Source organism: Amycolatopsis sp. NPDC051371 (assembly GCF_040682155.1).
Lineage (GTDB): Bacteria > Actinomycetota > Actinomycetes > Mycobacteriales > Pseudonocardiaceae > Amycolatopsis.
This window is the reverse complement of record NZ_JBFBAG010000031.1, coordinates 16,076-41,000: the sequence shown is the minus strand read 5'-3', so window position 1 is coordinate 41,000 and position 24,925 is coordinate 16,076. Positions and strand designations below refer to the sequence as shown.

The following is a 24,925-nucleotide window of genomic DNA, read 5'->3' as shown; positions in this document are numbered from 1 at the left end:
GCCGAGGTCAGAACGTCGGCGAACGTCCCTCGAACGGCGTAGAGAGCACCACCGTGGTCCTCGTCGACACCTTCGCGGCCTCGCGGATCCGGCGCAGCAGGTCCTCCAGGGCCAGCGGCGACTGGACGCGCACCAGCAGGATGTAGGACTCGTCGCCGGCCACGGAGTAGCACGACTCGATCTCCTTGATGTGCTGGATCCGCTGGGGGTAGTCGTCCGGCGCACCCGGGTCGTTGGGCGTCAGCGAGATCAGGGCCGTCAGCGGCAGCCCGATCTGCTCGCCGTCGAGCCGCGCGGTGTAGCCCAGGATGACCCCGCGCTGCTCGAGGCGGCGCACCCGCTGGTGCACCGCCGACACCGACAGCCCGACCCGCTCGGCGAGGTCGGTGAAGCTGCGCCGCCCGTCGGCCGCGAGCTCCTGGACGATCGACTGGTCCAGCGGCTCCAGGCCACCGGGCGTCATGCGTTCAGCACGACGAGCTCGTGCGGCTGGTTGTTGACGGACTCGACGCCGTCTTCGGTGACGATGACGATGTCCTCGATCCGGGCGCCCCACCGGCCCGGCTGGTAGATGCCCGGCTCGACGCTGAAGGCCATGCCCGGCTCCAGCGGCAGCGCGTTCCCGGCGATGATGTAGGGCTCCTCGTGCACGTCCAAGCCGATGCCGTGGCCGGTGCGGTGGATGAAGTACTCGCCGAACCCGGCCCCGGCGATGACGTCGCGCGCGGCCGCGTCGACGGCCTCGGCCGTGACGCCCGGCTTGACCGCGGCCACCGCGGCGGCCTGGGCGCGCTGCAGCACGGCGTAGGTCTCGACGACGTCGGCGTCGCGCGGGGTGCCGACCGCGTAGGTGCGGGTCGAGTCGGAGTTGTAGCCGGCCGGCAGCGGGCCGCCGATGTCGACGACCACGACGTCACCCTTTTCGATGACGCGGTCGGAGACGTCGTGGTGCGGGCTCGCGCCGTTCGGGCCGGACCCGACGATCACGAAGTCGGCCTGGACGTGGCCTTCCTCGACGATGGCCGCGGCGATGTCGGCGCCGACCTCGGCCTCGGTGCGGCCGGGCCGCAGCCACTCGTGGACCCGGGCGTGCACGCGGTCGATGGCCGCGCCGGCGTCCCGCAGCGACGCGATCTCCGCGGCGTCCTTGCGCATCCGCAGCTCCCGCACCACCGGCCCGGCCAGCGTCTGCTCGGCCGAACCGAGGGCGGCCCGCAGGGCCAGGACGTGCAGCGCCGGCGTGAAGTCGCTGACCGCGACGCGGCCGGGCTTGCCGAGCCGGTCCGCGACGAGCGCGTACGGGTCGTCGCCGTCCACCCAGGTGAGCAGCTCGACGCCGAGCTCGTCGGTCGGGACGTCCGCGTAACCGGGCGCCTCCAGCTTCGGCACGACCAGCGCGGGAGTGCCGTCGGCCGGGACGACGAGAGTCGTGAGGCGCTCGAACGAGCCGCCGGCCTGCCCGATGAGGTAGCGCAGGTCGGAACCGGGCGCGATCAGCAGGGCATCGGTGTCCGCGGCGGCCGCAGCGGAGCGGGCGCGGTCCAGCCGGGCGCGGAGGGCGGCGGCGTCGGGGGCGGGCGTGTGGAGGGAACGGCGCGACATGAGGGCGAGCCTAGTAGGGCGGGCCGGGTGGTCCGCCCGCCCGGGCCCACGACATGCCGGTCCGGGTGACGCGGCTCCCCGTCCGGCTCCGCCGCTCCCCCACGGTGCCGGCGCAGGTCCCTCGGGACGCCTGCCCCCTTGGCTCTCGCCGCCGGCCCACGCCTTCCGGCACGCCACTCCGCCATGCCATAGGCACCGGGCAGGCCCGCTGCCCCGGCTCTCGCTGCCCGTACAACTCCCCGCCTGGCGAGCCCGCGCCCCATGACCCACCCTCCCTGGCCGCGCCCCTGGCCGCGGGCTCGCCGAGCCGAGTGTGTCTCCCCCAGTAGCATCTCCCCGCGTGCCCGCGTGCGCGTGGCTTGCCCCTCGGCACCCGCCGGGCGTGGCAGGCTGTGCGGGTGACCGGATCCCTTGCCCTGCTCGACTCCGCGAGCCTGTACTTCCGTTCCTTCTTCGCCCTGCCCGACTCGATGCGCGCCGCCGACGGGACGCAGGTCAACGCCGTGCGCGGGTTCGCCGACACGATCGCGCGGATCCTCACCGACCGGCACCCGGCCCGGCTGGTGTGCTGCCTCGACGCGGACTGGCGGCCGAAGTTCCGCACCGACCTGCTGCCCAGCTACAAGGCGCACCGGGTGGCCGAGGAGACGTCCGGCGCGAGCCCGGACGTCGAAGAGGTGCCCGACACGCTCACCCCGCAGGTCCCGATCATCCTCGACCTCATGGAGGCGTTCGGGTTCGCCACCGCGGAGGCGGCGGGCTACGAGGCCGACGACGTCATCGGCGCGCTGGCCACCCGCGAGAAGAAGGACCCCGTCGAGGTGATCACCGGCGACCGGGACCTGTTCCAGCTCGTGCGCACCGAACCGACGCCCGCGTCGGTGATCTACGTCGGCAAGGGCTGGGCCAAGGCCGAGGTGCTCGGCCCCGCCGAGATCGCCGAGCGCTACAGCCTCCCCCGCGAGACCGCCGGGCCGGCGTACGCGGACATGTCCATGATGCGCGGCGACCCGTCCGACGGGCTGCCCGGCGTCGCCGGCATCGGCGAGAAGACCGCCGCGAAGCTGATCACGCAGTTCGGCAGCCTCGACGCGCTCCTGAAGGCGTCGGCCGCGAGCGACCCCCGCGTCCCGCTCAAGACGCGGCTGCGGCTGGCCGACGCCGCCGACTACCTCGCCGTCGCGCCGACCGTGGTCCGGGTCGCCGTCGACGCGCCGGTGGAGCAGTCCCGCCCCGACACCGTGCCCGCGACGCCCGCCGACCCGGACCGCGTGGCGGAGCTGGCCGAGCGGTGGAACCTCGGCCAATCCGTCGAGCGGCTGCTCAAGGCCCTGCCCGGCGCCTAGCGCTCCTAGAAGTGCGTGCCGCACCACGGCGCGGCAAGGGTGGTGAACAGCTCGTCCGCCCGGCCGAGGGCAGCCGGGTCGCGCACCGTGATCCGGCCGGCTTCGGCCAGCGCGGTTGCGCGCCACTCCCCCAGGTAGAGCATGCCGAGGGTGTCGACGTCCAGCGCCAGGTCCGCCTCGGCGTCCGTGCGACGGACACCGTCGGGCGTCACCTCGTAGTGCCCGGTGTTGGCCGGCAGGTGCCGGTCGGTCACCGCCAGCACCACCGGGTCGCCCGCCCGGTACGTCCGGGCGCCGAGCGCGGCGGGCACGTCGACCACCCGCAGCCACAGGTCGTCCTCGACATCGGTCGTGCGGGCGTGCCGGTGGTCGGCCAGCATCGCGGCCAGCGGCTCGTCGACCGGGCGGTAGCGGGCACGCACCCCGGAGACGAGGTCGATCGACAGCAGGAACCGCCACAGCGCGGCGCGGGCCACCGGGTCCGCGGTGTGCAGCTCCCGGACCTTCAGCACGGCGCCTTCGTCCGGTGACTCCAGGGTGCGGCGGTCCGCGGTGTCGTACACGACGAACCCGTCGTCGCCGCCGGGTCCACTGTGGACGGCGACGACGTAGCTGCCCTTCGGGCCGACGAGACGGTCGTGCGCGATCGGCCACCACTCCGCCGGCCGGCCGATCATCCCGGCCCGGTGCAGTCCGATCCGCTGGTACAGCCCGGGAATCTCCTTCAGGGCTTCCTCGGGCGTGAGCATCCGGACGTCCCCGCCCGCCGGCACGCGGTCGTGGAGCCGGGCCGCGGGCCTCGGCAGCCACACGGTCTTGCCGAGCGCGGCCGAGCCGTAACCGAACCGGCCGTAGATGGTGGGTTCACTGGCGTGCAGCGCGGCCAGCGGAATTCCGCGCGAGACGAAGTCCGCCAGCTGCACCGCCATCATCGCGGTGAGGACCCCGCGGCGGGTGCGATCGGCGCGGACCCCGACGCCGTCGACCGCACCCAGCGGCAGGACCGCACCGCCGGGTACCGCGATCTCGGTGTCGAACGAGCTGGCGATCCCGATCGGGGTGCCGCCGTCGAACGCGCCGAACTTGTGCGCCGCGGGCCACGAAACCCCGTACTGCACCCAGGATTCGTCGCTGATCCGGTTGGTGTGCAGCGAGCGGCCCAGCAGGTCCAGGGTGCCGCGCCGCTCGTCCTCGGTCACGGGGCGGACGTCGAAGTCGGTCATGCCACCGATCTTGCCGTCCGCCCCCGGCCGGGGCATCTCCATTTCCGGTGGCTCAGAAGTGCGTGCCGCTCCACGCCGCCACCCGCGTCCCGAAGAGCACGTCGGCGTTCGCCAGGGCGTCCAGATCACGGACCTCGATCCGGCCCGCACCGGCCAGCGCGGACGGCCGCCACGTGCCGAAGTAGGCCATCGCGAGGGTGGTGACGTCGAGGCGGAGCGCCGCGGGCTCGCCGGTGCGCTCGGCGCCGCCGGGGCCGATCCGGTACGTGCCGCTGTTGGCGGGCAGCAGCGGGTCGTCGACCTCGACGACGACCGGCCCGGCGGTTCCGTACTCGCGGCCGGCCAGCGCCGCCGGGACGTCGACGAGCCGGATCCAGTGCTCGTCGCCGACACGGTCGACGGTGCTGAGCCGGTGGTCTTCGAGGATCAGCTCGATGGGCTCGTCGAGCGGACGGGCCTCCGCGACGATCCGGTCGACCAGGTCGATGCCCAGCAGGAACCTCCAAAGCCCGGCGAAAGCGGCCGGCGTGCCGGTGAACATGTCCACCAGGTGCAGGTTCTTCGTCCACGGGTGCGCCTGCAGGCCGTCGACGAAGTAGGTCGCGAAGCCGTCCGGCCCGTCGGGGCCGTGGTGCACGATGGCCCGGACCGGCTGGGTGCTGCGGCGGGCGTGGTTCTCGTAGAGCCGCCACATCACCTCCGGCCGGGAGATCTTCCCCGGCCGGCCCGCCAGCCGCTCGTAGACGCCGGGACAGACCTCCAGGGCCTCGTCCAGCTCGAGCAGCCGGACCTCCCCGTCCACCGGCGCGGCCGGACTCAGCCGCGCGCGGTGCCGGTCGACGCTGTAGGTGCGGTGCCGCAAGGCCAGCCCGTACCCGAACCGGCCGTAGATCCGGGCTTCCGAGGCGAGCAGGCTCGCGAAGACCACCCCGCGTGCGGTGAAGTCCGCCAGCTGCGCCGCCATCAACGCCCGCAGCACGCCCCGCCGCGTCCGGTCCGCGCGCACGGCGACCCCGGTGACCCCGGCCATCGGCAGGCGCGCCCCGCCCGGGACCGTCAGCTCGGCGTCGAAGGACCGCGCGGTACCGATGAGCCCGGCGTCGAACGCCCCGATCGTCCGGCCGGGCTGGTACGCGCGCGCCGCCCGCTCCCAGTCGGCGTCGTCGCTCGGCGGTACGTGCAGGCTCGCGCGGAAGAGGTCACTCGCCCCGCGGATTTCGTCGTCGCGCAGCGTCCGGATCTCGAAGTCGCTCATCCCCGGATCATCTCCGGAAACGACGAGGTCCGGCCACCGCAATTCCGCGGCGACCGGACCTCGTGCGCACAGCTACTTCGTGGCGGGCGGGGAAACCTCGTAGTTCCCGCCGTCACCCTTCACCGTGATGGGGATCTGCTGCGGCTTGCCCGCGATCGTCGCGGTGCACTCGAACTTCGCCCCGTCCTCGACCTTCTGCTCGGCCGGGCACGTGACACCGGTGACGCCGTCGATCTTGTAGGTCTCGGTGAGCAGCTTCTGGACGTCGGTCTGCATCTGGGTGTTGTTGAAGACCTGCGTCTTGAAGAACCCGGGCGCCACGAAACCGAGGATGCCGACCACGGCCACCACCACGACCAGCACGACGATGCCGATCAGCAGGCCCTTCTTCGACTTCGCCGGCTGCTCGCCCTCCGGCGCGCCCTGGCCGGGGAACTGCTGCTGCTGGCCGTAGTCGTACTGGCCCTGCGGTGGCTGCTGGCCGTACTGCGGCTGCTGCTGGGGCCCGCTCTGCGGGTACGCCCCGCCCGGCTGCTGCCCGTACTGCGGCTGAGCCTGGGGGCCGCTCTGCGGGTAACCACCGCCGGGCTGCTGCTGGCCGTAGGGCGGCGGCTGCTGACCCCACTGCGGCTGCTGCGGCGGCGTGTACCCCCCGGGCTGCTGGCCGTACGGCGGCTGCGGGGGCTGCTGCTGACCACCCCACTGCTGTTGCTGGTTCGGGTCGTACGAAGGCGGCTGCTGGCCCCACTGCGGCTGCTCCTGCGGGCCGCTCGGGGGGTACGCGCCGCCCGGCTGCTGCCCGTACTGGGGCTGCTGTGGGTCGTTGCCGCCATACGGCGTGCTCATCTTCTGCCTCCGCCTGCTTCGCTCATCTCGCTGTCCACCCGAAACCGCTGTAAAGCCGCGTACACACGGTCCTGCAGGCGATCCAACCACAGGTCGGAGCCGAGCACACGTGTCCACGCCCACCGCCTGCCCCGCCGGCGAGCAGGCCTAACACGGAGTTCACGCGGCACCCGCGGCGACGACGCCCCGCCGCAGCGCCTTCACCGCGTCGGCCGCCGTCTTACCCACCGGATCGCCCTTCCCGAGCACGTCGCGGATCTGGTCGAGCAGGTCGATCACCTGACGCGACCAGCGCACGAAGTCACCCGCCGAGAGCTCCTGCCCGTTGGCCTCGGCCGCCGTGAGCACCTTCTCCAGCGACTCGCCGCGCGCCCAGCGGTAGACCGGCCACGCGAACCCCGCGTCGGGCTCCCGGGTGCGGTCGAGCCGGTGCCGCCGCTCGTCCTCGGTGAGGTCCACCCACAGCTTCACCGTCTCCTGCCACGCCTCGGGCACCGCACCGCCGGGCAGCCTCGGCTCGCCCGCGGTGTCCCGGCGAGCCTCGAAAACCAGCGTCGAAACGACCGCGGCCAGCTCGGCCGCGGCGAGCCCGCGCCACACGCCGTGGCGGATGCATTCCGCGGCCAGCAGATCCGACTCGCTGTAGAGCCGGGTCAGGCGCCGGCCGTGCTCGGTGACGCGGTCCTCGCCGTCGCCGGCCGACTCCGGGCCGAGATAGCCGCGCTCGCCCAGCAGCGCCAGGATCCGGTCGAACGCGCGCGCCAGCGAGTGCGTCGTCGCGGCGACCTTCCGTTCCAGCTGCTGGTTCTCCGCCGTCAGACGCTGGTACCGCTCGACCCAGCGCAGGTTCGCCTCACGCTCGGCGAGCCCGTGGCACGGGTGCGCGCGCAGGGCCCGCTGCAACGCCGCCAGCTCGCCGTCCTCGTTCGCGCCGGACCGCCGCTTCTGCCGGCCCGGCAACGAAATCCCGGCGCTGCGCAGCGTCGAGGCGATGTCCCGGCGGGTCTTGGGCGAGCGCAGCTCGATGTGCTTGGGCAGCTTGATGTGCCCCAGCGCCTCCACCGGAGCCGGGAAGTCGGCCACCGACAGCGGCCCCGACCACCGGTCCTCGGTCACCACGACCGGACGCGGCTCGCGGATCGGGTCGAGCCCCGGGTCGACGACCACGGCCAGCCCCGCCCGCCGGCCCGCGGGAACGGCGATGACATCGCCCTTCCGCAGCTTCTCCAGCGACTCGGCCGTCCCGGCGCGGCGCACCGCCGTGTTCTGCCGCGACAACGCCTTCTCCCGCGCCGAAAGCTTGGCGCGCAGCTCGACGTACTCGAGCATCTCGTCGAAGTCCCCGGTCACCGCGGCCGTGTAGCCCTTGAGGGCTTCCTTGTTCCGCTCGATCCGCCGCGCCGTGCCGACCACCGACCGGTCGGCCTGGAACTGGGCGAACGACTGCTCCAGCAGCTCACGGGCCTCGGCCGCGCCGACCTGGGCGACCAGGTTCACCGCCATGTTGTAGCCGGGCCGGAACGACGACCGCAGCGGGTAGGTCCGCGTCGAGGCGAGCCCCGCGACCTGCTTCGGGTCGACCCCCGGCTGCCACGCCACGACGGCGTGGCCTTCGACGTCGATACCGCGCCGCCCGGCCCGCCCGGTCAGCTGGGTGTACTCCCCCGGCGTCAGCTCGACGTGCGCCTCGCCGTTGTACTTGACCAGCCGCTCGAGCACGACGGTGCGCGCGGGCATGTTGATCCCGAGCGCGAGCGTCTCGGTGGCGAACACCGCCTTCACCAGGCCCCGGACGAACAGCTCCTCGACCGTTTCCTTGAACGCCGGCAGCAACCCGGCGTGGTGACCGGCGATCCCGCGTTCCAGGGCGTCTCGCCACTCCCAGTACCCGAGCACGCCCAGGTCGCCCTCGGGCAGGCCCGATGTCCGCTCTTCGATGATCCGGCGGATTTGGTCGACTTCGTCCGGTCCGTTGAGCCGCAGCCCCGACCGGACGCACTGCGCGACAGCGGCGTCGCAGCCGGCGCGCGAGAAGATGAACACGATCGCCGGCAGCAGCCCGGCCCGGTCCAGTTGCTCGACGACCTCCACCCGCGACGGCGGGCGGAACCGCGGCATCCGCGACTGGGGACCCCGCCGCCCGCGCGGCCCGCCGCGGAAGCCGGCGGGCGCGTACTGGCGGCCGATCTCCTCGGTGCGGCGCAGCAGGGTCGGGTTGATCCGCAGCTCGGCCCCCGGCGCGTGGACGTCCTCGCCGGCGAACAGGTCGAGCAGCCGGTTTCCGACGAGCATGTGCTGCCAGAGCGGCACCGGCCGGTGCTCGTCGACGACGACGGTCGTGTCCCCGCGGACCTCGACCAGCCACTCGCCGAACTCCTCGGCGTTGCTGACCGTGGCCGACAGCCCGACCACCCGGACGTGCTCGGGCAGGTGCAGGATCACCTCTTCCCACACCGCCCCGCGGAACCGGTCGGCCAGGTAGTGGACCTCGTCCATGACCACGTAGCCGAGATCGGTGATCGTCGACGACCCCGCGTAGAGCATGTTGCGCAGCACCTCGGTCGTCATCACGACCACCTGCGCGTTGCCGTTGATCGAGGTGTCACCGGTGAGCAGGCCGACGGCGTCCGGGCCGTACCGGGCGACGAGGTCGCCGTACTTCTGGTTCGACAACGCCTTGATCGGCGTGGTGTAGAAGCACTTGCGGCCCTCGGCCAGCGCCAGGTGCACGGCGAATTCGCCGACGACGGTCTTCCCCGCCCCGGTCGGCGCGCAGACGAGCACACCGTGACCGCCCTCGAGGGCCTCGCACCCACGGATCTGGAACTCGTCGAACTCGAAGGACGCTTCCGCCGCGAAGCGCGTCAGCTGGGGGTACTTCCCTCGGCGCGCCGAGGCCGCATAGGCCTCGGCCGGGGAGGGAGAAGGGCTACTGGCCACCTCGTCAGGGTTTCACATCCCCCCGACAGTTCGCACGCGGCGTGACGGTCGGCCGTCCGTGCTTCTTTTTCGATCGAGCAAGGCGGCGCGGTGATCACCGCGTTCGGCCGCCGTATAGGTCGTTATACACTTGAGTGGCGGGGTGGAACCGGGGTGGGTAAGGCGGCGTCGGAGGCTGCATGACCGAACCGTGTCCGAGCTGCGGACAGCTGGACCAGGTGCAGCACGTGCCCGCTGTCTACCACGGCGGGCACTCGTTCTTCCGCGGTCGGGGTTCGGTGGTCGCGGTTCCGGCCGGGGACGGTCTGCTTTACACGAACAGCCAGGTCAGCGGGGTTTCGGTGACCGCGGTGGCGCGGTCGCTGGACCCCTTCCCTCCCCCGCGCCGCGGTGGTGGCCTGGTGGCGGCGGTGATCGTGCTGGCGTTGGTGGGGAGCTGTTTCCTGCTGCTTCCGTTGTCGGCGGTGGACGATCCGCCGCCGGGTGGACCGGCTTCGCGGGTGCTGGGGGTCGCGCTGATCTCGTTGCCGTCGTTGTGCGTGTTCGTCGCGGCCGGTGTGCTGGTGTGGCTCTACGTCCGGCGGGTCCGGGTACACCGGCGGCAGCGGCGCGGGGTGCCGGCGGCGACGCAGCTGTGGGAGCAGGGGTGGTTCTGCCACCGCTGCGGCGGGGTCTACTTCACCGACGCGGGGCGGCTGCTGACGCCGGCGCACTTCCGGCAGCTGGTGGCGCGGGCCGGCGGCTACGAGCGTTAGGCCAGGACCGTCAGCGCGCCCGGGACGCAGGTGACGGTCACCGGCACGGTCCCCTGCGGCTCGCCGTCGGCGTAGGCCGGCCAGCTGTTGCCCGTCAGCGAGACCGACCGGGCGCGCAGCGTGCGGACCGCCGGGTGCGTGAGGTGCTTGCCGGTGCGCAGGCCCGGCAGCATGCGGATGAGGCCGCGGCGGGTCACGTCGCCGACCACCGTCACGTCGAAGACGCCGTCCTCGGGGTCCGCCGTCGGGCAGATCGGAACGCCGCCGCCGTAGAAGCGGGTGTTGCCGACGGCCACCAGGGTCGCGTCGAGCTCGAGACGTTCGGTGCCGGTGTCGACCACCACCGGCCGGGAGCGGAACGCCGCCAGTTCGGCGAGGATCGCGACGTCGTAGCGGCGCGGCCCGGACGGCCAGCGCAGCCGGTTGGCGCGTTCGTTGACGCTGGCGTCGAAGCCCGCGCACAGCACCGTCGCGAACCACGTGTCGCCGGCCCGGCCGAGGTCGATGCGCCGCCGGGCGCCCGACTTGCACGCCGCCACCAGCGCCTCGACCGCGAGCAGGGGCTCGCCGGGGACGCCGAGGGCACGGGCGAAGTCGTTGCCGGTGCCCGCCGGGACCAGGCCGAGCGCGACGTCGTGGTTCGCGCAGAACTGGACGCCCTGGTGCGCGGCGCCGTCGCCGCCGAGGACGATCAGGACGTCGAGACCGGCGTCGTGGGAGGTCCGCATCAGTTCGCGGGACTCTTCGACGGAGTTGGCGACCAGCACGTCGAGCCGGTCGACGGCGGTGCGCAGCCGCTCGGCGACGGTGTCCGCGATCCGCGCGGCCGCGCCGTGCCCCGAAGCCGGGTGCACGGCGAGCGCGGCGTGGATCCCCACTACGTGATGTCGTCGGTCGCCGAGCGGCCGCCGGACGCGGTCGGCGCGGACGGCTCGTCGTCGACCTTGCTCGGCGTGTACTCGAACGGCGCGGCTTCGTCGTCGTCGAGCTGGTCCCAGCCCTCGTCGTGGCGTTCCCGGTCCTTCTTGCGGTCGTGGACGCGGGCGATCTGGATGGACAACTCGAACAACAGGGTCAGCGCACCGGCCAGGCCGAGCATGGAGAACGGGTCCGACCCGGGCGTGACGAAGGCGGCGAAGACGAACAGCCCGAACACGATGCCGCGGCGCCACTTCTTCAGCTGCCGGTACTTGACCACGCCGACGCGGTTGAGCATCACAACGAGCAGCGGCAGCTCGAAGCTGATCCCGAAGATGATCAGCAGCGACAGCATGAAGGAGATGTACTTGTCCGCGGTCAGCGCGGTGACGAACTCGTCCTGGCCGAAGCCCATGAGCAGCTCGAGCGCGTGCGGGAAGAGGATGTAGGCGAGCACGGCGCCGGCGGCGAACAGCACCGACGCGAAGCCGACGAACGTCAGCGCGTACTTGCGTTCCTTGGAGTACAGGCCGGGCGCGATGAACGCCCAGATCTGGTACAGCCACCCCGGGGACAGCAGCACGGCACCCGCCGCGATACCGACCTTCAGCTGCGTCATGAACGCTTCGAACGGCACGGTCTGCAGCAGGCGGCAGCCCGCTTCGCCGTCGAGCCGCCGACCGGCCGGGATGGCGCAGTAGGGGGCCTTGACGATCTCGCCGAGCGACGGGATCGGGCCCACCTTGGTGCTGAACCAGATGAAGCCGAGGATGCCGCCGACGACGACGGCGAGCATCGCGAAGCCGAGACGGCGGCGGAACTCGTAGATGTGCTCGATGAGCGTCATCGTGCCGTCGGGGTTCCGGCGACGGCTGCGCTTGCGCCGCTTCGACCGGCGGCTGTCACCGTTTCCGGAGGCGGGTTCCGCCACGGGATGTTCCGTTCTCGTCGGAGTCCGCCGGAGCGCGCCGGACCGGCGCGCTCCGTGGACCAGGGACCGGGTGTGGCTTCAGCCGCTCAGCTGGCGTTCTTCTGCGGCTGGTCGGCGGCCTGCTGCTTCTTCAGCTCGTCGAGTTGCCGCTGCAGGTCGGCGACCTGCTGGTCGGTCGCGGCGGCCGGCGGCGTCACGGGGGCGGGCGTGGCCGGGATCTGCTTCGTCTCGACCGGCTCGGCGTCCTCGTGCGAGGTGCTCTTGTCGCCCGCGAGGTCCTTGGTCTCGGCCTTGAAGATCTTCATGGACTTGCCGATCGACCGCGCCGCATCGGGAAGCCGCTTGGCCCCGAACAGCAGCACGACGAGCAGCACCAAGATGATCAAATGCCATCCTTGCAATCCGTTGGCGAACAAGATGGCCTCCTATCTGCGTCTGGTAGGGATGTTACTGGTTTTCCGGTTTCCGGCGGCGCTCCGCGAAGGCGACGCGCAGCGCGGCCGACCGGGCGCGGACGAGCCCCGCCCGGTCCTGGGTGTTCGTAGCCACCATGCTTGCGGTCTGCTTGAAACCACGCAAGACCTTGGCGGTCCGCACCACGAGGACCACGAGCAGCAGCAGGCCGATCGCGACGAGCACGACGGTGGGCAGGTACGGCACGTCGATCACCCTAGTGGTCGCAGGTTGACGGAAGGTGACGGGCTCGGGCCACCGCGCCGGCGGCGCGGCGGCCGACGTCCGACGCGAGGTCGGCCGGGCTCTCCACCAGCGCTTCTCCGCCCAGACCCAGCACCAGGCGCACCATCCAGGACTGGTCGGCGTAGCGCATCCGGATCCGCAGCCGGCCGCCCTCGAGCTCGTCGAGCTCCTCGCACGGGTAGTACTCGGCTACCCAGCGTGCGTCCGGGTCGAGGACCAGCACCGCTTCCCGCTGGTCGGGACGCTCCCGGAAGACACCCTCGGAAATATCGGTCGGATGGGCGTGCGCGGGCGGGCGCGAAGGCTCGTCGAGGACCGTCAGCTCGTCGATCCGGTCGAGCCGGAACAGCCGGACGCCCTCGGCACGGCGGCACCAGGCCTCCAGGTAGCCGACCGCCTGCACGATCAGCAGCCGCATCGGGTCGACCGTGCGCTCGGTGATCTGGTCCTTGGACGCGGTGTAGTAGCGGATCCGCAGCGCCCGCCCGTCCCGCAGCGCCCGGGCGACCTCTTCGCGGGTCCGCGCGGTCTTCTTGCCTTCGCGCACCCCGCCGCCGACGACCACGCCGGCGGGCTGGGCCTGCCCGGCCGCGGACTCGATCTTGGCGATGGAGCGGCGGACGGCGTCGCCGTCGAGCACGCCCGGCGTCTCGGCCAGCGCCCGCAGCGCGACCAGCAGTGCCGTGGCCTCGCCGCCGGTGAGCCGCAGCGGGCGGTTCATCCCGGCGTCGTGGGTCACGACGATCGTGTCACCCTCGAAGGACAGGTCGATCAGGTCGCCGGGCCCGTAGCCGGGCAGCCCGCACATCCACAGCAGCTCGAGGTCCTTGCGCAGCTGCTTCGGCGTGACGTCGAAGTCGTGCGCCGCGTCGTCGACGCGGACGCCGGGGCGCGCGAGCAGGTACGGCACGAGCGCGAGCAGCCGCGGCATCCGGTCGGTCGACCCGCTCACCGGCCGCTCCCCTGCCGGGCCACGACGGCTTCGAGCCGGTCCTGGACGCTCTTGGCCAGCACGTCGGGTTCGAGCACGACGACGTCGGGGCCCTGCGCGGTGATCCAGTCGGCCGCCGACTCCGGGAAGTAGAGCCCGATCTCGACGAGGTCGCCCTCTTCGCCGTCGATCACGCACCGGCCCAGGACGGTGCCGCGGCGGCGGACCCCGGCGGCGCGGCCGTCGGCGACCCAGAGCCGGGCGGTGGTGACCGGCGACGGTTCGGACTCCCCCGTCACCGACACGAGTTTGAGCAGGTTGACGCCCTCGGGGCGCTGCACCGCGCCCGGCTTGCCGACCGGGTGGACCTGGCCGGTGACGCGCGAGAGGCGGAAGCAGCGGGTGGCGCCGCGGTCGCGGTCGTGCCCGACGACGTACCAGCGGGCCCGCCACGACACCACGCCCCACGGCTCCAGGGTGCGCATGATGCGTTCCGGGGAGCCGCTGCGGCGGTACTCGAAGCGGACGGCCTGGCCGTTCTGCACCGCGGCCAGCAGCGGCCCGAACGCGGGTTCGGCGCGCACGCGCGGCTCGACGATGGTGGGGGCCTGGTCGTCGACCTCCAGGCCGGCGGCGCGCAGCTTCACGAGCGCGCCCTGCGCCTGCCCGGTCAGCTCCGGGGAGTCCCACAGCCGGGAAGCGAGCGCGACGGCGGCGGCCTCGTCGGGGGCGAGGTCGATCTCGCCGAGTTCGTAGTCGCGGCGGGCGATGCGGTAGCCCTCGATGGCGTCGAAGGCGGAGTTGCGGCCAGTCTCGAGCGGGATGCCGAGTTCGCGCAGCTCGGTCTTGTCCCGCTCGAACATCCGGAAGTAGGCGTCGTCGCTGGCCGCGTCGCCGTATCCGGGCACGATGCCGCGGATCCGCTCGGCAGTGAGGTACTGCCGGGTGGACAGGAGGGCCAGCACCAGATTGACCAGCCGTTCGGCGCGTGCGGTGGACACCCGGTAGAGCCTAGCCCGCGCCGCCCGGCCCGATCGTGAGGTCCGGTGTGCGCGCGTCGTAATCGGTCCTGGCGGCGTCCACGGCGGCGAAGTTCGTCTCGGCCCAGTCCTTGAACCCGGCCATCAGCGCGCGGAGGCTTTCCCCCAGCGGCGTAAGGGAATAGTCGACGCGGACGGGCACCGACGGGGTCACCTCGCGGCGCACCAGCCCGTCCCGTTCGAGCACCCGCAGGGTCTGGGTGAGCATCTTCTGGCTGACCCCGGCGATGCGCCGCGAAAGGTCGCTGTAGCGCTGCGGGCCGTCACCGAGCGCGACGAGGATCAGGCTGACCCACTTGCCGGCGATCTCGTCGAGGAGCTTCCGGGTGGGACAGGCCGCGAGGTAGGCGTCGAACTGCCCTCGTTCCGCGGCGGGGGTGGGCACCGGGCGAACCTCCTCGTGCGGTCGGCGACGCGCTTCCCGATGGAGAGTAGCTCCCCGAACGTGCGCGGGGAATGCCGGCGCCGCGCATCCTCCCTAGCCTGGGGGGCATGGATGATCGCGTTCTTCTCATCACCGGCGCCTCCCGCGGTCTCGGCGCCGCCACCGCGCGCCTCGCCGCCGCCTCCGGGTTCAAGGTCGCCCTCGTGGCTCGCAAGTCCGAATCCGTCACGTCGCTGGCCGCCGAACTCGGCGAGGACAAAGCCCTCGCACTCGGCGCCGACGTCGGCGACTGGCCGAGCATCTCCGGCGCCGTCACGCGGGCCGTCGAGCGGTTCGGGCGGCTCGACGCGGCCTTCGCCAACGCCGGCATCGGCGTCGGGACGTCGTTCTTCGGCACCGACGACCCCGACCCGCGGGCGTGGGAGGAGATGGTCCGCACCAACGTCCTCGGCGCCGCCTACACCGCCCGCGCCGCCCTGCCCGCGCTGAAGGAGTCGTCCGGGCACCTGCTGATCACCGGCTCGGTCGCCGGCCGCTACATCCGGAACGCGAGCCTGTACTCGGTGACCAAGTGGGCGGTGACCGGGATGGCCGGCGCGATCCGCGAGGAGGCCGTCGGCACCGGCGTGCGGGTCACGCTGATCAACCCCGGCATCACCGACACCGACATCCTCACCGACGACCAGCGGAAGAAGCCCCACCTGGAGCCGGACGACATCGCCCGCGCCGTGCTTTACGCGCTGTCGCAGCCGCCGTCGGTGGACGTCAACGAGATCATGGTCCGCCCGACCGGCCAGGTCCTCTAGTGTCGCGCGTGGCAAGTTGTGGACGTTCGGGCCGCTGGAGCCGGGGCGCTCGCCGAGCCCGGACCAGGCTCGGTAGCCCGTAACAAAGGTCTTGAATGAGTCATTCAAGACCTCCGAAGACCTGAATGATTCATTCAAGACGCTCGCCCTCGCCGCCGAGCCGTCAACGAACCTCGGACGCGCGACACTAGCGGCTCAGGCGGGCCACACGCCCCTGGACGCCGCTTGCCCAGCACGCCATCCCGGCGCAGTCCACGCTGTCGAAGCTGCCGGAGTCGAACGACGTCCAGTGCCGGCCGCCGTCCGGGCTGCGGTCGCTGCCGCCCGGGCCGACGGCGAGCACGGAGCCACCGCGCCAGGCCAGCCCGGAGCGGTACCCGGCGGGGTACTGCTCCGGGGTGCGCCAGGTGCGGCCGCGGTCCTTGGTCAGCGCGACGGCCGGGCCGGGCGCGGTCGGGTTCGCGTAGTCGCCGCCGATCGCCACGCCCTCGCCGGGGGTGCGGAAGGCGACGGCGAACACGCCCGCGGACGGGCTGCTCGGCAACGGCGTGGCGGACGCGGTCCAGTGCCGGCCACCGTCGCCGGAGTGCAGGACGCGCGCCGTGGCACCGCCGCCGGTGGCGAGCCAGGCGTCGAACGGCCCCGCCGTGGTGATGCACTGCCCGCTGGCGGCGAAACCGGCCTCACCGGGCAGCGCGGGCGGGAAGCCGCTGTCGGGGACCTGGCGCCAGCTGCGGCCGCCGTCGAAGGTGGCCTGCACGCGGAAGCGGCCGTCGACGGGGTCGCTCATCGCGAGGCCGCGCCACGGGTCGAAGAAGGCGAGGCAGTCGTAGAACGCCGCCGCGTCGGTGTTCTGGAAGGTCTGGCGCCAGTGCGCGCCGCCGTCGTCGGTCCGGTAGACGCGCGAGTCGGTGCCGGGGCCGATCGAAAGGATTACGGCGCGGTCGGCGTCGAAGGCCTCGATGTCCCGGAACTCGAGGGTGCCGGTGTCCGGCGGGCCGACGGACTTCCAGCTCGTCCCGCCGTCGGTGGTGCGCAGGACCGTGCCCTGCGTGCCGCTGACCCACGCGACGCGGGCGCTGACGGCGGACAGGCCGCGGAACTGGGCGGTGACGCCGGTGGGCGTCAGCTCCCACTTCGGCAGGTGCTCACCCGCCGATGCCGGGACCGCGAGCGAGACCAGCAGGGCGCACACGAGCAGCACGACACGCATGCGGGAGATCCTGCCGCACCCGCCCGGCGACTTTCGTAGGGTTCACCGGGCGGGCGGTGCGGACTAGAGCGAGCTGATCAGGCGTTCCACGCGCTCGTCGACCGAGCGGAACGGGTCCTTGCACAGGACCGTGCGCTGGGCCTGGTCGTTGAGCTTCAGGTGCACCCAGTCGACCGTGAAGTCGCGCCCGGCGGCCTGGGCGGCGGCGATGAAGTCGCCGCGCAGCTTCGCGCGGGTGGTCTGCGGCGGGGTGTCCTTGGCGGCCTCGATCTCGCCGTCGTCGGTGACCCGGCGGACCAGGCCCTTGCGCTGGAGCAGGTCGAAGATGCCCCGGCCGCGGCGGATGTCGTGGTAGGCCAGGTCGAGCTGCGCGATCCGCGGGCTGGACAGGTCCAGGTCGTGCTTGTGCCGGTAGCGCTCGACCAGCCGGTGCTTGATCGCCCAGTCGATCTCGGTGTCGATCTTGCCGAAGTCCTGCTGCTCGACCGCGTCCAGCGCCCGGCCCCACAGCTCGATGACGCGGTCGTTCGCCGCGCTCGAGCCGTTGTCCTTGAGGTGCTGGACGGCGCGGGCGTAGTACTCGCGCTGGATGTCCAGGGCCGAGGCCTCGCGTCCGCCGGCCAGGCGCACCTGACGGCGGCCGGTGAGGTCGTGGCTGATCTCGCGGATCGCCCGGATCGGGTTGTCCAGCGTGAAGTCGCGGAACTGGACGCCGGCCTCGATCATCTCGAGCACGAGGTTCGCCGAGCCGACCTTGAGCATGGTCGTCGGCTCGGCCATGTTCGAGTCGCCGACGATGACGTGCAGGCGCCGGTAGCGCTCGGCGTCGGCGTGCGGCTCGTCGCGGGTGTTGATGATGGGCCGGGACCGGGTGGTCGCGCTGGAGACGCCCTCCCAGATGTGTTCCGCACGCTGGGAGAGGCAGTACACGGCGCCGCGCGGGGTCTGCAGCACCTTGCCGGCGCCGCAGATGAGCTGCCGGGTCACCAGGAACGGCAGCAGCACGTCGGCGATCCGCGAGAACTCACCCGCGCGGGTCACCAGGTAGTTCTCGTGACAGCCGTAGGAGTTGCCCGCGGAGTCGGTGTTGTTCTTGAACAGGAAGATGTCGCCGCCGATGCCTTCGTCGGCGAGCCGCCGTTCGGCGTCGACCAGCAGGTCCTCGAGGATCCGTTCCCCGGCCTTGTCGTGCGTCACCAGCTGGACGAGGTCGTCGCACTCGGCCGTCGCGTACTCGGGGTGCGAGCCGACGTCGAGGTAGAGCCGGGAGCCGTTCGACAAGAACACGTTGGAGGAGCGTCCCCAGGACACGACCCGCCGGAAGAGGTAGCGCGCCACCTCGTCGGGCGAGAGCCTGCGCTGTCCGTGGAAGGTGCACGTGACCCCGAACTCGGTCTCGATGCCAAAGATCCGCCGCTGCATGCCACCAGAGTAGGCGCTGGACCCCCTTCGACGGTGCGCCGTTCGGGCGTCGACACGCCCCCGGTGTGCCACAGACGGTGAAATCTCCCCGATTCAGGCACGATTGGAGCACTGCTCTTGACTACTTGGGGAAGGCGACTCCTTGACACACCAGCTCATCCAGGCCTTCCGGCGGGTCGGGCGCACCGATCGCGCCCTCATCCGGCGCAGCGCCGCCCTCCCGGCCACGAAAGCCGATGACGCACTGATGGCGCTGTCGAGATCGGCGAACAAGTCCCGGCTCTGGTGGGGCGTCGCCGCGCTGCTGGCCGTTCAGAAGGGCACCATGCGGCGCGGCGCGCTGCGCGGGGTCGTGGCGATCGCCGGGGCCAGCGCTGCGGCGAACCTGATCGGCAAGCCGCTGTTCCCCCGCCGCCGACCGGCCGAGGAGGAGGTGCCCGTGCACCGCCGCCTGCGGAAACGCCCGACGTCGTCGTCGTTCCCGTCCGGCCATTCGGCCTCGGCTGCGGCCTTCGCGACGGCGGTGGCGATGGAGTCGCCCCGCGCCGGTCTCGCGGTGGCGCCCCTCGCGCTGGCCGTCGCCTACTCGCGCGTCCACACGGGCGTCCACTGGCCCTCCGACGTCGGCGTCGGCCTGGGCATCGGGGTCGGCGTGGGCCTGGTGACCCGGCACTGGTGGCCGCTGCACGACGACGTGCCGGGGCGGACCGCCCACGACGCGGACGCGCCCGAGATGGTCGACGGCGACGACATGCTCGTGCTGGTGAACCCGAAGTCCGGGATCGACGGCCAGGACCCCACCGACGACGCCCGGCACGCCTGGCCCAAGGCCGAGATCCTCTACCCGGACCCCGACCAGGACCTGCGTACCCAGCTCGAAAGCGAGATCGACGCCCGAGGAACGGTCCGCGCGCTCGGCGTCGCGGGCGGTGACGGCACCGTGGCCGCGGTCGCCTCGGTCGCCGCCGAACGCGACCTCCCGCTCGCGCTGATCCCGGCGGGCACCCTCAACCACTTCGCCCGCGACGTCGGCGTCAGCTCGATGCCCGACGCGGACGCGGCGACCGAGCTCGGCAACGCCGTCGGCATCGACCTGGGCGAAGTCGAGATCGAGGGCGGCGACGGCACCGCGCACCGCTGGTTCGTCAACACCGCCAGCCTCGGCGGCTACCCGGAGATGGTCCGGCTGCGCGAGAAGCTCCAGGAAAAGCACCCCAAGTGGCCCTCGGCCGCGATCGCGCTGGCCCGGACGCTACGCCACGCCAGGCCGCTGACCGTGCGGCTCAACGGCAAGCAGACCCAGGTCTGGCTGCTGTTCGTCGGCAACGGCACGTACGCGCCGAAGGGCTTCGCGCCCAGCCGGCGGCCCGCGCTCGACACCGGCCTGCTCGACGTCCGCTACCTGCGCGCGGACCTGCCCTACTCGCGCGCCCGGTTCCTGCTGGCGATGGTCACCCGCACGCTCGCGGCCAGCCACGTCTACCACGAGCTCGACGTGCCCGAGCTGGACGTCGAGCTGCTGGACGGCCACCGCCGCGTCGCCACCGACGGCGAGGTCGGCCCGCTCGGCAACCGGTTCCGGTTCCGGTCCTGCCCCAGCGCCCTGACCATCTACCGCCTTTAAGTACTCCTTACTTTCTCTCAACGAACCCACAGCGAGCCCTGGCTAGCGTCTTGATCGAGATGCGGGCGATCCTGCCCGCGACCAGGGGACGAGCGGGGATCGAATGGGCGGGCACGGCCTGGCGAGCGGCATCCACCGGGCCGCCACCGACCCGGTGCTGCCCGGCGACATCACCGCGCGCGCCCGTGACCTCGGCCCGTTCGAGTCCCCGCTCATCTGGCTCGCCCTCGCCTCGGCCGCCGTCGCGGTCCTCGCTGCCGTCTTCGCGTTGTGGCACCGGCGCCGGGCACGTCGCTGGGGCTTCACCGCCTTCGGCGTCCTGGTGCTGCTCGCGGCAGTCACTGCCCTGAACAGCTACGTCGGGTACGTCCGCACGTCCGACGACCTCGCCCGCCTGCTGCAACGCGGCCCCGGCGTCGTCAACCTCGCGGGCCGTCTGCTCGACGACGACAAGGAAGCACCGTCCGCGCCGAAGCCCGGGGTCGGCGCGGGCGCTGCGGCCGCCGGTCAGCGCATCGACGTCGTGAACCTGCCCGACCCCGCGCACGGTGTCCCGTCGGGCAGCAACTACGTCGTCCTGCCGCCCGGCTACGACGCGAAAGCGGCCCGCCGCTACCCGGTCGTCTACCTGATCCACGGCTACCCGTTCGGCGGCCCGCGCGACTGGCTGACCTCCGGCGACGCCCCGGGGACGGTGCTGGCCCTGCAGCGCGCCGGCGTGATCGCGCCGATGATCGTGGTCAGCGTCGACCTGACCGCCGGCAACCCCGCCACCGACTGGGAATGCCTCGACGTCCCCGGCGGCCCGCAGCTGGAGACGTACCTGGCGCGCACGGTGGTCCCGGCGATCGACCAGCGCTACCGCACCGTCGCCGACCGCGGTCACCGGGCGCTGGGCGGCATGTCCGGCGGCGGGTTCGGGGCGCTCAACATCGGCCTGCACCACGTCGACGAGTTCGGCACCCTGCTGATCGCCCTCCCCTACGACGACCTCAACGACTCGGTCGGCGTCCTCGACGGCAACCGGGCGGCCATCGCCGCCAACACCCCGCGCCGCTACCTGCCGGCGATGACGTTCGCCGCGCCTATCTCGGTGATGCTCGCGGTCGGCACCGGCGCGCCCACCGACGTCACGACGGCCCACCGGATCGCCGACGCCCTCCGCGCCCGCGGCCAGGAAGCGGTCGTCCACGCCGAACGCGGCTTCAACCACACCTGGCACACGGCCCGGGCGACGCTGCCGTACCTGCTCGCCTTCGCCGACCAGAACTTCCGGGCCTCCCCCGCGACGTCCTGAACCGGGAGGGGTCCCCGGCACCCGCGGCTACGGTCGCCGGGTGCGCCTCGGTTCCCTGCTCCTCGCCGTGACGGCGACCCTGGCCGTCTCCGCCTGCGGACCGCCGGACCCGCTCCCGTCCACGGCGGCCCTGCTCGACGAGTACGCACGGTCGACGACGGTGAAGAACGACCGGTTCACCGGGACCGGGTCGAGCGCGCAGCGAGCGCAGTACCTCTTCGCCAACTACCCCGGCGGGCGGCTCTTCGGTGCGCTGCTGGGGACGTTCCGGTGCGGCGCCGGCGGCCAGCACGGCCCGTGGCCCTCCGACAAGTGCGACCTCACCGACGAAGTCCGCCGCACGGCCGGCGACGGCGACCTGTACGCCCGGTCGCTGCTCGTCGAACACGAACGCGGCACGCTCGAACTGCTCACGCTCTACGTCGTGCACGGCCCCGGGAAGTCCCTGGCCATCGACCGGACCGGCCGCGGCTACACCGACCTGGCGGACTTCCGCGCCCACAACGACCTGCTCACCCCCGAGGACCTCGTCATGACCCCGGCGGACATCACGGCGGTGCCCGGCGGCAACACGGTCGTCGTCACCGGGCACACCCCGCGCACCTGGCCGTGGTGGCTGCTCGGCGGGACCGTCGCGCTGGTCCTGGTGCTCACCGCGGTCTTCGTCCTGCTCCGGCGGCGGGCGAAAGCCCGGTTCGACGGCCTCTTCGGCCCCGGCGCCACCTGAAATCCGGTTGTGGTGCACGCGATCCTGGAGCATGGACCTCGCGACGCACTACGCCACCGGCCCCGCCGAAGACAGCAGGCTCGCCCGCACTCCGCACGGCCGCCTCGAATACCTGCGCACCCGGGAACTGCTCCGCCGCTTTTTGCCAGGCCACGAACGCGTCCTCGACGTCGGCGGCGGCACCGGCGTCCACGCGGCCTGGCTGGCCGCCGCCGGGCACCCGGTGCACCTGGTCGACGTCGTACCGGCCCACGTCGCCCAGGCGGCGACATTGTCCGGTGTCACCGCTTCGGTCGGCGACGCGCGCGACCTCGACGCGGCCGACGCCTCGTACGACGTCGTCCTGCTGTTCGGCCCGCTCTACCACCTCGTCGACGCCGAGGACCGCGCCCGCGCACTGGCCGAATCCCGGCGCGTACTGCGCCCGGGTGGCCTGCTCGCGGCCGCGGGGATCAGCCGGTACCTCTCCCTGCTGGAGACCGGCGCGGCCGGCACACTCACGCCCGGCCACGTGGCCCCGGTTCGCGCGGTCATCGAGACCGGCGCGTACGACGGCCACGCCGGCTTCGTCCCCACGCACTGGCACACGGCGACCCAACTCCACGACGAAGTCGCCGCCGCGGGCTTCGCCGGCACAGCCGTCTTCGGCGTCGAAGGGCCTTCGTGGCCCGCGCTCGACTCTGCCGGGCTGTCCCGGTTCGACGAGCTCGTCGAACCGGCCCTGCGCGCCGCCCGGATCGTCGAGCGGGACCCGCACCTCATGGACGCCAGCGCCCACCTGCTCGCCTTCGCCCACCGGCCCGCATGACGAAGGCGGGGGGCGCGGTCACCGACCACGCCCCCCGCCTTCGCGAAGTACTACTCGCCTTCCGGCTTGCCCTCCGGCTCGTCGCCCTGCGGGTCCGGGACCGGCAGCAGCGAGTCCAGCGCCGTGCCCGTCAGACGGCGGAACGAGCGGCGCGGGCGGTCGCGGTCCAGCACCGCCACCTCCAGCTTGATCGGGTCGGCCTCGCCGTTGCCGTTCGGCGACGAGCTCGCCGCCGAAGACGAGGACGAAGAAGAGGCCGTCGACGAAGACGTCGTCGTCGGCGCCGGCTGGGTCGGCGTGCGCAGGGCCGCCACCGCCACGCCCAAGGCCGCCTGCAGGTCCAGGCCGTCCTCGAACGTCTCCTTCAGCTTCGCCGCGATCTTCTCGTTCTGCCCGCCCATGACGGTGAACTGCGGCTCGTCGAAGATCGACCCGTCGTAGGTCAGCCGGTACAGCTGGTCCTCCGCCGAGGTCGCCCCCACCTCGGCCACGCAGACCTCCACCTCGAACGGCTTCAGCTGCTCGGTGAAGATGCTGCCCAGCGTCGCCGCGTACGCGTTCGCCAGTGCCCGCGCGCTGACGTCACGACGGTCGTACTGGTAGCCCTTGAGGTCCGCGTGCCGGATCCCCGCCACGCGCAGGTTCTCGAACTCGCTGTAGCGCCCGACCGCGGCGAAGCCGATCCGGTCGTAGATCTCGGAAACCTTGTGCAGCGTGGCCGACGGGTTCTCCGCCACGAACAGCACGCCACCCGCGTACTTCAGCACCACCACGCTCCGGCCGCGCGCGATGCCCTTGCGCGCCAGCTCGGAACGCTCCCGCATCAGCTGCTCGGGAGAGGCATACAACGGCATCGTCACGGTGTGCGCTCCAGGTCTTTCGGTGTTCCATCGTTCACTGGTTCAGCTCCGGCGATTTCAGGAGAGCCGGCGCTGATGGCGCTCGATCCGCCCGGCCACCACGGCTTCCGCGACGGCGGCGGTCTCCGACTCGGGCAGCTGCACGGCGCCGTGCTCCGCGGTGATCGTCACGACGCTCGGGAAGATCCGCCGCACCAGGTCCGGGCCGCCCGACGCGGTGTCGTCGTCCGCCGCGTCGTACAGCGCCTCGACCGCCACCCGCACCGCGCCTTCGAGATCGGCGTCCGGGTCGTGCAGCTTCTTCAGCGCGGATTTCGCGAACAGCGAACCCGAGCCGATGCCCGCGTAGCCGCCGTTCTCCTCGTACCGGCCACCCGCGGCGTCGTACGAGACGATCCGGCCCGCGTGCTTGGCGTCCTCGGCTTCCAGGTCGTACCCGACGAACAACGGGATCGCCGCCAGCCCGGCCATCGCCATCTCGAGGTTGGCCTTGACCATCCCGGCCAGCTTGTTCGTCTTGCCGTCCAGCGACAGCCGGACGCCCTCGATCTTCTCGTAGTGCGCCAGTTCCACCGCGTACAGCCGCACCATCTCCACGGCCAGCCCGGCCGTGCCCGCGATGCCCACCGCCGAATACTCGTCGGTGACGTGCACCTTCTCGATGTCGCGGCTCGCGACCAGGTTCCCCGACGTCGCCCGCCGGTCACCCGCGATCAGCACACCGCTCGCGAAGGTCAGCGCGACGATCGTCGTCCCGTGCGGCACGCCCAGCTCCGCGACGCCACCGCCCACCCGCCGCTCCGGAAGCAGCTCCGGCGCCTGCACCCGCAAGAAGTCCGAAAACGACGACGTCGCCGACGAGAAGTACGCGGCCGGCAGCGCGGGACCCGACATGCCCCTGGTGTTGTCCATACGTGCTCAAAAATCCCATCTGTGCGGGCCACGCGGACCAGAGCCCCGCGCCGGGCGAGCCGGGCCCACCCGGACCACGGTCACCACGCGCGGAACCCCGGCCGCCGGCTGAACGGTCGGCAAGGGCGCAGCGCCCGAGCGGCTTACTCGCCGCCCTTCTGCACGTAGGCCCGGACGAAGTCCTCGGCGTTCTCCTCGAGCACGTCGTCGATCTCGTCCAGGATCGTGTCCACGTCCTCGCCGAGCTTCTCGCGCCGCTCCTGACCCGCCGCGCCGGTGTCGTCGAACTCCTCGTCGGAGTCACCACCGCCGTGCTTTTCGATCTTTTCCTGGGCCATCTCGCCTCCCGGTGTGGCTGATGTTTCCTAGCCTACCCAGCGGCCCC

25 protein-coding genes are annotated in these 24,925 nt (G+C 72.5%); 7 read left to right on the top strand and 18 right to left on the bottom strand.

Annotated features, from left to right (window positions below):
- Positions 1 to 7: 7 nt before the first annotated feature.
- Both AB0M59_RS32735 and AB0M59_RS32730 read right to left on the bottom strand, forming a co-directional pair.
- Positions 8 to 463 (bottom strand): Lrp/AsnC family transcriptional regulator, encoded by a 456-nt coding sequence (locus AB0M59_RS32735; protein ID WP_364623019.1) that lies wholly within the window; start codon positions 461 to 463, stop codon positions 8 to 10.
- The gene (locus AB0M59_RS32730) at positions 460 to 1,602 is read right to left on the bottom strand and encodes a Xaa-Pro peptidase family protein (protein WP_364623016.1); all 1,143 of its coding nucleotides are present in this window, start codon (positions 1,600 to 1,602) and stop codon (positions 460 to 462) included. The genes AB0M59_RS32735 and AB0M59_RS32730 overlap by 4 nt, the downstream gene beginning before the upstream one ends.
- 398 nt (positions 1,603 to 2,000) lie before the next feature.
- Between AB0M59_RS32730 and AB0M59_RS32725 the strand changes: the two genes are divergently transcribed.
- Complete coding sequence (locus AB0M59_RS32725) at positions 2,001 to 2,948, top strand: 5'-3' exonuclease (protein ID WP_364623014.1); 948 nt, start codon at positions 2,001 to 2,003, stop codon at positions 2,946 to 2,948.
- 5 nt (positions 2,949 to 2,953) lie between these two features.
- Here the strand turns inward: AB0M59_RS32725 and AB0M59_RS32720 are convergent, their stop codons facing one another.
- The 4 genes from AB0M59_RS32720 to AB0M59_RS32705 all read right to left on the bottom strand — a co-directional run bounded on the left by AB0M59_RS32720 (position 2,954) and on the right by AB0M59_RS32705 (position 9,212).
- Entirely contained in the window at positions 2,954 to 4,171 is a 1,218-nt protein-coding gene (locus AB0M59_RS32720; protein ID WP_364623011.1) for a GNAT family N-acetyltransferase, read from the bottom strand.
- 52 nt (positions 4,172 to 4,223) lie between these two features.
- A complete protein-coding gene (locus AB0M59_RS32715) occupies positions 4,224 to 5,426 on the bottom strand; it encodes a GNAT family N-acetyltransferase (protein WP_364623008.1) in 1,203 nt (400 codons plus the stop codon).
- 72 nt (positions 5,427 to 5,498) lie between these two features.
- Positions 5,499 to 6,272, bottom strand: coding sequence for a DUF4333 domain-containing protein (locus AB0M59_RS32710; protein ID WP_364623005.1), 774 nt, complete (start codon positions 6,270 to 6,272; stop codon positions 5,499 to 5,501).
- Positions 6,273 to 6,431: 159 nt separating this feature from the next.
- Positions 6,432 to 9,212 carry a DEAD/DEAH box helicase gene (locus AB0M59_RS32705; RefSeq protein WP_364623002.1) on the bottom strand — a complete coding sequence of 927 codons (2,781 nt, stop codon included), beginning with the start codon at positions 9,210 to 9,212 and terminating at the stop codon, positions 6,432 to 6,434.
- A gap of 179 nt (positions 9,213 to 9,391) precedes the next feature.
- Between AB0M59_RS32705 and AB0M59_RS32700 the strand changes: the two genes are divergently transcribed.
- Entirely contained in the window at positions 9,392 to 9,967 is a 576-nt protein-coding gene (locus AB0M59_RS32700) for a hypothetical protein (protein WP_364622999.1), read from the top strand.
- Here the strand turns inward: AB0M59_RS32700 and AB0M59_RS32695 are convergent.
- The 7 genes from AB0M59_RS32695 to AB0M59_RS32665 form a co-directional block, all read right to left on the bottom strand.
- The gene (locus tag AB0M59_RS32695; protein WP_364622996.1) at positions 9,964 to 10,845 is read right to left on the bottom strand and encodes a YegS/Rv2252/BmrU family lipid kinase; all 882 of its coding nucleotides are present in this window, start codon (positions 10,843 to 10,845) and stop codon (positions 9,964 to 9,966) included. The two genes, AB0M59_RS32700 and AB0M59_RS32695, sit on opposite strands and share 4 nt — an antisense overlap.
- Entirely contained in the window at positions 10,845 to 11,816 is a 972-nt protein-coding gene (tatC, locus tag AB0M59_RS32690; RefSeq protein ID WP_364622994.1) for a twin-arginine translocase subunit TatC, read from the bottom strand. Before tatC ends, AB0M59_RS32695 begins: the two co-directional genes overlap by 1 nt.
- Before the next feature lie 86 nt (positions 11,817 to 11,902).
- Positions 11,903 to 12,232, bottom strand: coding sequence for a Sec-independent protein translocase subunit TatA (tatA, locus tag AB0M59_RS32685; protein WP_364622991.1), 330 nt, complete (start codon positions 12,230 to 12,232; stop codon positions 11,903 to 11,905).
- Positions 12,233 to 12,263: 31 nt separating this feature from the next.
- Positions 12,264 to 12,476 carry a bacteriophage holin gene (locus AB0M59_RS32680; protein WP_364622988.1) on the bottom strand — a complete coding sequence of 71 codons (213 nt, stop codon included), beginning with the start codon at positions 12,474 to 12,476 and terminating at the stop codon, positions 12,264 to 12,266.
- 10 nt (positions 12,477 to 12,486) lie between these two features.
- Complete coding sequence (locus AB0M59_RS32675; RefSeq protein WP_364622985.1) at positions 12,487 to 13,467, bottom strand: WYL domain-containing protein; 981 nt, start codon at positions 13,465 to 13,467, stop codon at positions 12,487 to 12,489.
- A complete protein-coding gene (locus AB0M59_RS32670; protein WP_364622982.1) occupies positions 13,464 to 14,447 on the bottom strand; it encodes a WYL domain-containing protein in 984 nt (327 codons plus the stop codon). The genes AB0M59_RS32675 and AB0M59_RS32670 overlap by 4 nt, the downstream gene beginning before the upstream one ends.
- 10 nt (positions 14,448 to 14,457) lie before the next feature.
- On the bottom strand, positions 14,458 to 14,871 hold the full coding sequence (locus AB0M59_RS32665; protein WP_364622979.1) for a helix-turn-helix domain-containing protein: 414 nt from the start codon (positions 14,869 to 14,871) through the stop codon (positions 14,458 to 14,460).
- Between the two features lie 107 nt (positions 14,872 to 14,978).
- Here AB0M59_RS32665 and AB0M59_RS32660 point away from each other — a divergent pair, with 107 nt between their 5' ends.
- Positions 14,979 to 15,677 carry an SDR family oxidoreductase gene (locus tag AB0M59_RS32660; RefSeq protein ID WP_364622977.1) on the top strand — a complete coding sequence of 233 codons (699 nt, stop codon included), beginning with the start codon at positions 14,979 to 14,981 and terminating at the stop codon, positions 15,675 to 15,677.
- Positions 15,678 to 15,864: 187 nt separating this feature from the next.
- Here AB0M59_RS32660 and AB0M59_RS32655 read toward each other — a convergent pair whose 3' ends face one another.
- Positions 15,865 to 16,890: an oxidoreductase gene (locus AB0M59_RS32655; RefSeq protein WP_364622975.1), complete on the bottom strand. Its 1,026-nt coding sequence runs from the start codon at positions 16,888 to 16,890 to the stop codon at positions 15,865 to 15,867.
- Positions 16,891 to 16,953: 63 nt separating this feature from the next.
- Positions 16,954 to 18,312 carry a Pup--protein ligase gene (gene pafA, locus AB0M59_RS32650; RefSeq protein ID WP_364622973.1) on the bottom strand — a complete coding sequence of 453 codons (1,359 nt, stop codon included), beginning with the start codon at positions 18,310 to 18,312 and terminating at the stop codon, positions 16,954 to 16,956.
- A gap of 142 nt (positions 18,313 to 18,454) precedes the next feature.
- On the opposite strand from pafA, the gene AB0M59_RS32645 reads away from it, so the two are divergent.
- The 4 genes from AB0M59_RS32645 (at position 18,455) to AB0M59_RS32630 (ending at position 22,768) form a co-directional block, all read left to right on the top strand.
- A complete protein-coding gene (locus tag AB0M59_RS32645; protein WP_364622970.1) occupies positions 18,455 to 19,936 on the top strand; it encodes a phosphatase PAP2 family protein in 1,482 nt (493 codons plus the stop codon).
- A 103-nt stretch (positions 19,937 to 20,039) separates the two neighbouring features.
- Entirely contained in the window at positions 20,040 to 21,233 is a 1,194-nt protein-coding gene (locus tag AB0M59_RS32640; RefSeq protein ID WP_364622968.1) for an alpha/beta hydrolase-fold protein, read from the top strand.
- 40 nt (positions 21,234 to 21,273) lie between these two features.
- Positions 21,274 to 21,960, top strand: coding sequence for a hypothetical protein (locus AB0M59_RS32635; RefSeq protein WP_364622965.1), 687 nt, complete (start codon positions 21,274 to 21,276; stop codon positions 21,958 to 21,960).
- A gap of 31 nt (positions 21,961 to 21,991) precedes the next feature.
- Positions 21,992 to 22,768 carry a class I SAM-dependent methyltransferase gene (locus tag AB0M59_RS32630; protein ID WP_364622962.1) on the top strand — a complete coding sequence of 259 codons (777 nt, stop codon included), beginning with the start codon at positions 21,992 to 21,994 and terminating at the stop codon, positions 22,766 to 22,768.
- Positions 22,769 to 22,818: 50 nt separating this feature from the next.
- Here AB0M59_RS32630 and prcA read toward each other — a convergent pair whose 3' ends face one another.
- From prcA to AB0M59_RS32615, 3 genes are all read right to left on the bottom strand, one after another.
- Entirely contained in the window at positions 22,819 to 23,628 is an 810-nt protein-coding gene (gene prcA / locus AB0M59_RS32625; protein ID WP_364622960.1) for a proteasome subunit alpha, read from the bottom strand.
- Positions 23,629 to 23,685: 57 nt separating this feature from the next.
- Positions 23,686 to 24,540 (bottom strand): proteasome subunit beta, encoded by an 855-nt coding sequence (gene prcB, locus AB0M59_RS32620; RefSeq protein WP_364622957.1) that lies wholly within the window; start codon positions 24,538 to 24,540, stop codon positions 23,686 to 23,688.
- 143 nt (positions 24,541 to 24,683) lie between these two features.
- Positions 24,684 to 24,878 (bottom strand): ubiquitin-like protein Pup, encoded by a 195-nt coding sequence (locus AB0M59_RS32615; RefSeq protein ID WP_013226725.1) that lies wholly within the window; start codon positions 24,876 to 24,878, stop codon positions 24,684 to 24,686.
- Between the last annotated feature and the right edge of the window lie 47 nt (positions 24,879 to 24,925).

What these genes read in the sequence shown, in the direction of transcription:
- AB0M59_RS32735 (WP_364623019.1), bottom strand. Translation starts at nt 463, where the DNA reads ATGACGCCCGGTGGCCTGGAGCCGCTGGACCAGTCGATCGTCCAGGAG.
- AB0M59_RS32730 (WP_364623016.1), bottom strand. Translation starts at nt 1,602, where the DNA reads ATGTCGCGCCGTTCCCTCCACACGCCCGCCCCCGACGCCGCCGCCCTC.
- AB0M59_RS32720 (WP_364623011.1), bottom strand. Translation starts at nt 4,171, where the DNA reads ATGACCGACTTCGACGTCCGCCCCGTGACCGAGGACGAGCGGCGCGGC.
- AB0M59_RS32715 (WP_364623008.1), bottom strand. Translation starts at nt 5,426, where the DNA reads ATGAGCGACTTCGAGATCCGGACGCTGCGCGACGACGAAATCCGCGGG.
- AB0M59_RS32710 (WP_364623005.1), bottom strand. Translation starts at nt 6,272, where the DNA reads ATGAGCACGCCGTATGGCGGCAACGACCCACAGCAGCCCCAGTACGGG.
- AB0M59_RS32700 (WP_364622999.1), top strand. Translation starts at nt 9,392, where the DNA reads ATGACCGAACCGTGTCCGAGCTGCGGACAGCTGGACCAGGTGCAGCAC.
- AB0M59_RS32660 (WP_364622977.1), top strand. Translation starts at nt 14,979, where the DNA reads ATGGATGATCGCGTTCTTCTCATCACCGGCGCCTCCCGCGGTCTCGGC.
- AB0M59_RS32655 (WP_364622975.1), bottom strand. Translation starts at nt 16,890, where the DNA reads ATGCGTGTCGTGCTGCTCGTGTGCGCCCTGCTGGTCTCGCTCGCGGTC.
- pafA (WP_364622973.1), bottom strand. Translation starts at nt 18,312, where the DNA reads ATGCAGCGGCGGATCTTTGGCATCGAGACCGAGTTCGGGGTCACGTGC.
- AB0M59_RS32640 (WP_364622968.1), top strand. Translation starts at nt 20,040, where the DNA reads ATGGGCGGGCACGGCCTGGCGAGCGGCATCCACCGGGCCGCCACCGAC.
- AB0M59_RS32630 (WP_364622962.1), top strand. Translation starts at nt 21,992, where the DNA reads ATGGACCTCGCGACGCACTACGCCACCGGCCCCGCCGAAGACAGCAGG.
- prcB (WP_364622957.1), bottom strand. Translation starts at nt 24,540, where the DNA reads ATGGACAACACCAGGGGCATGTCGGGTCCCGCGCTGCCGGCCGCGTAC.
- AB0M59_RS32615 (WP_013226725.1), bottom strand. Translation starts at nt 24,878, where the DNA reads ATGGCCCAGGAAAAGATCGAAAAGCACGGCGGTGGTGACTCCGACGAG.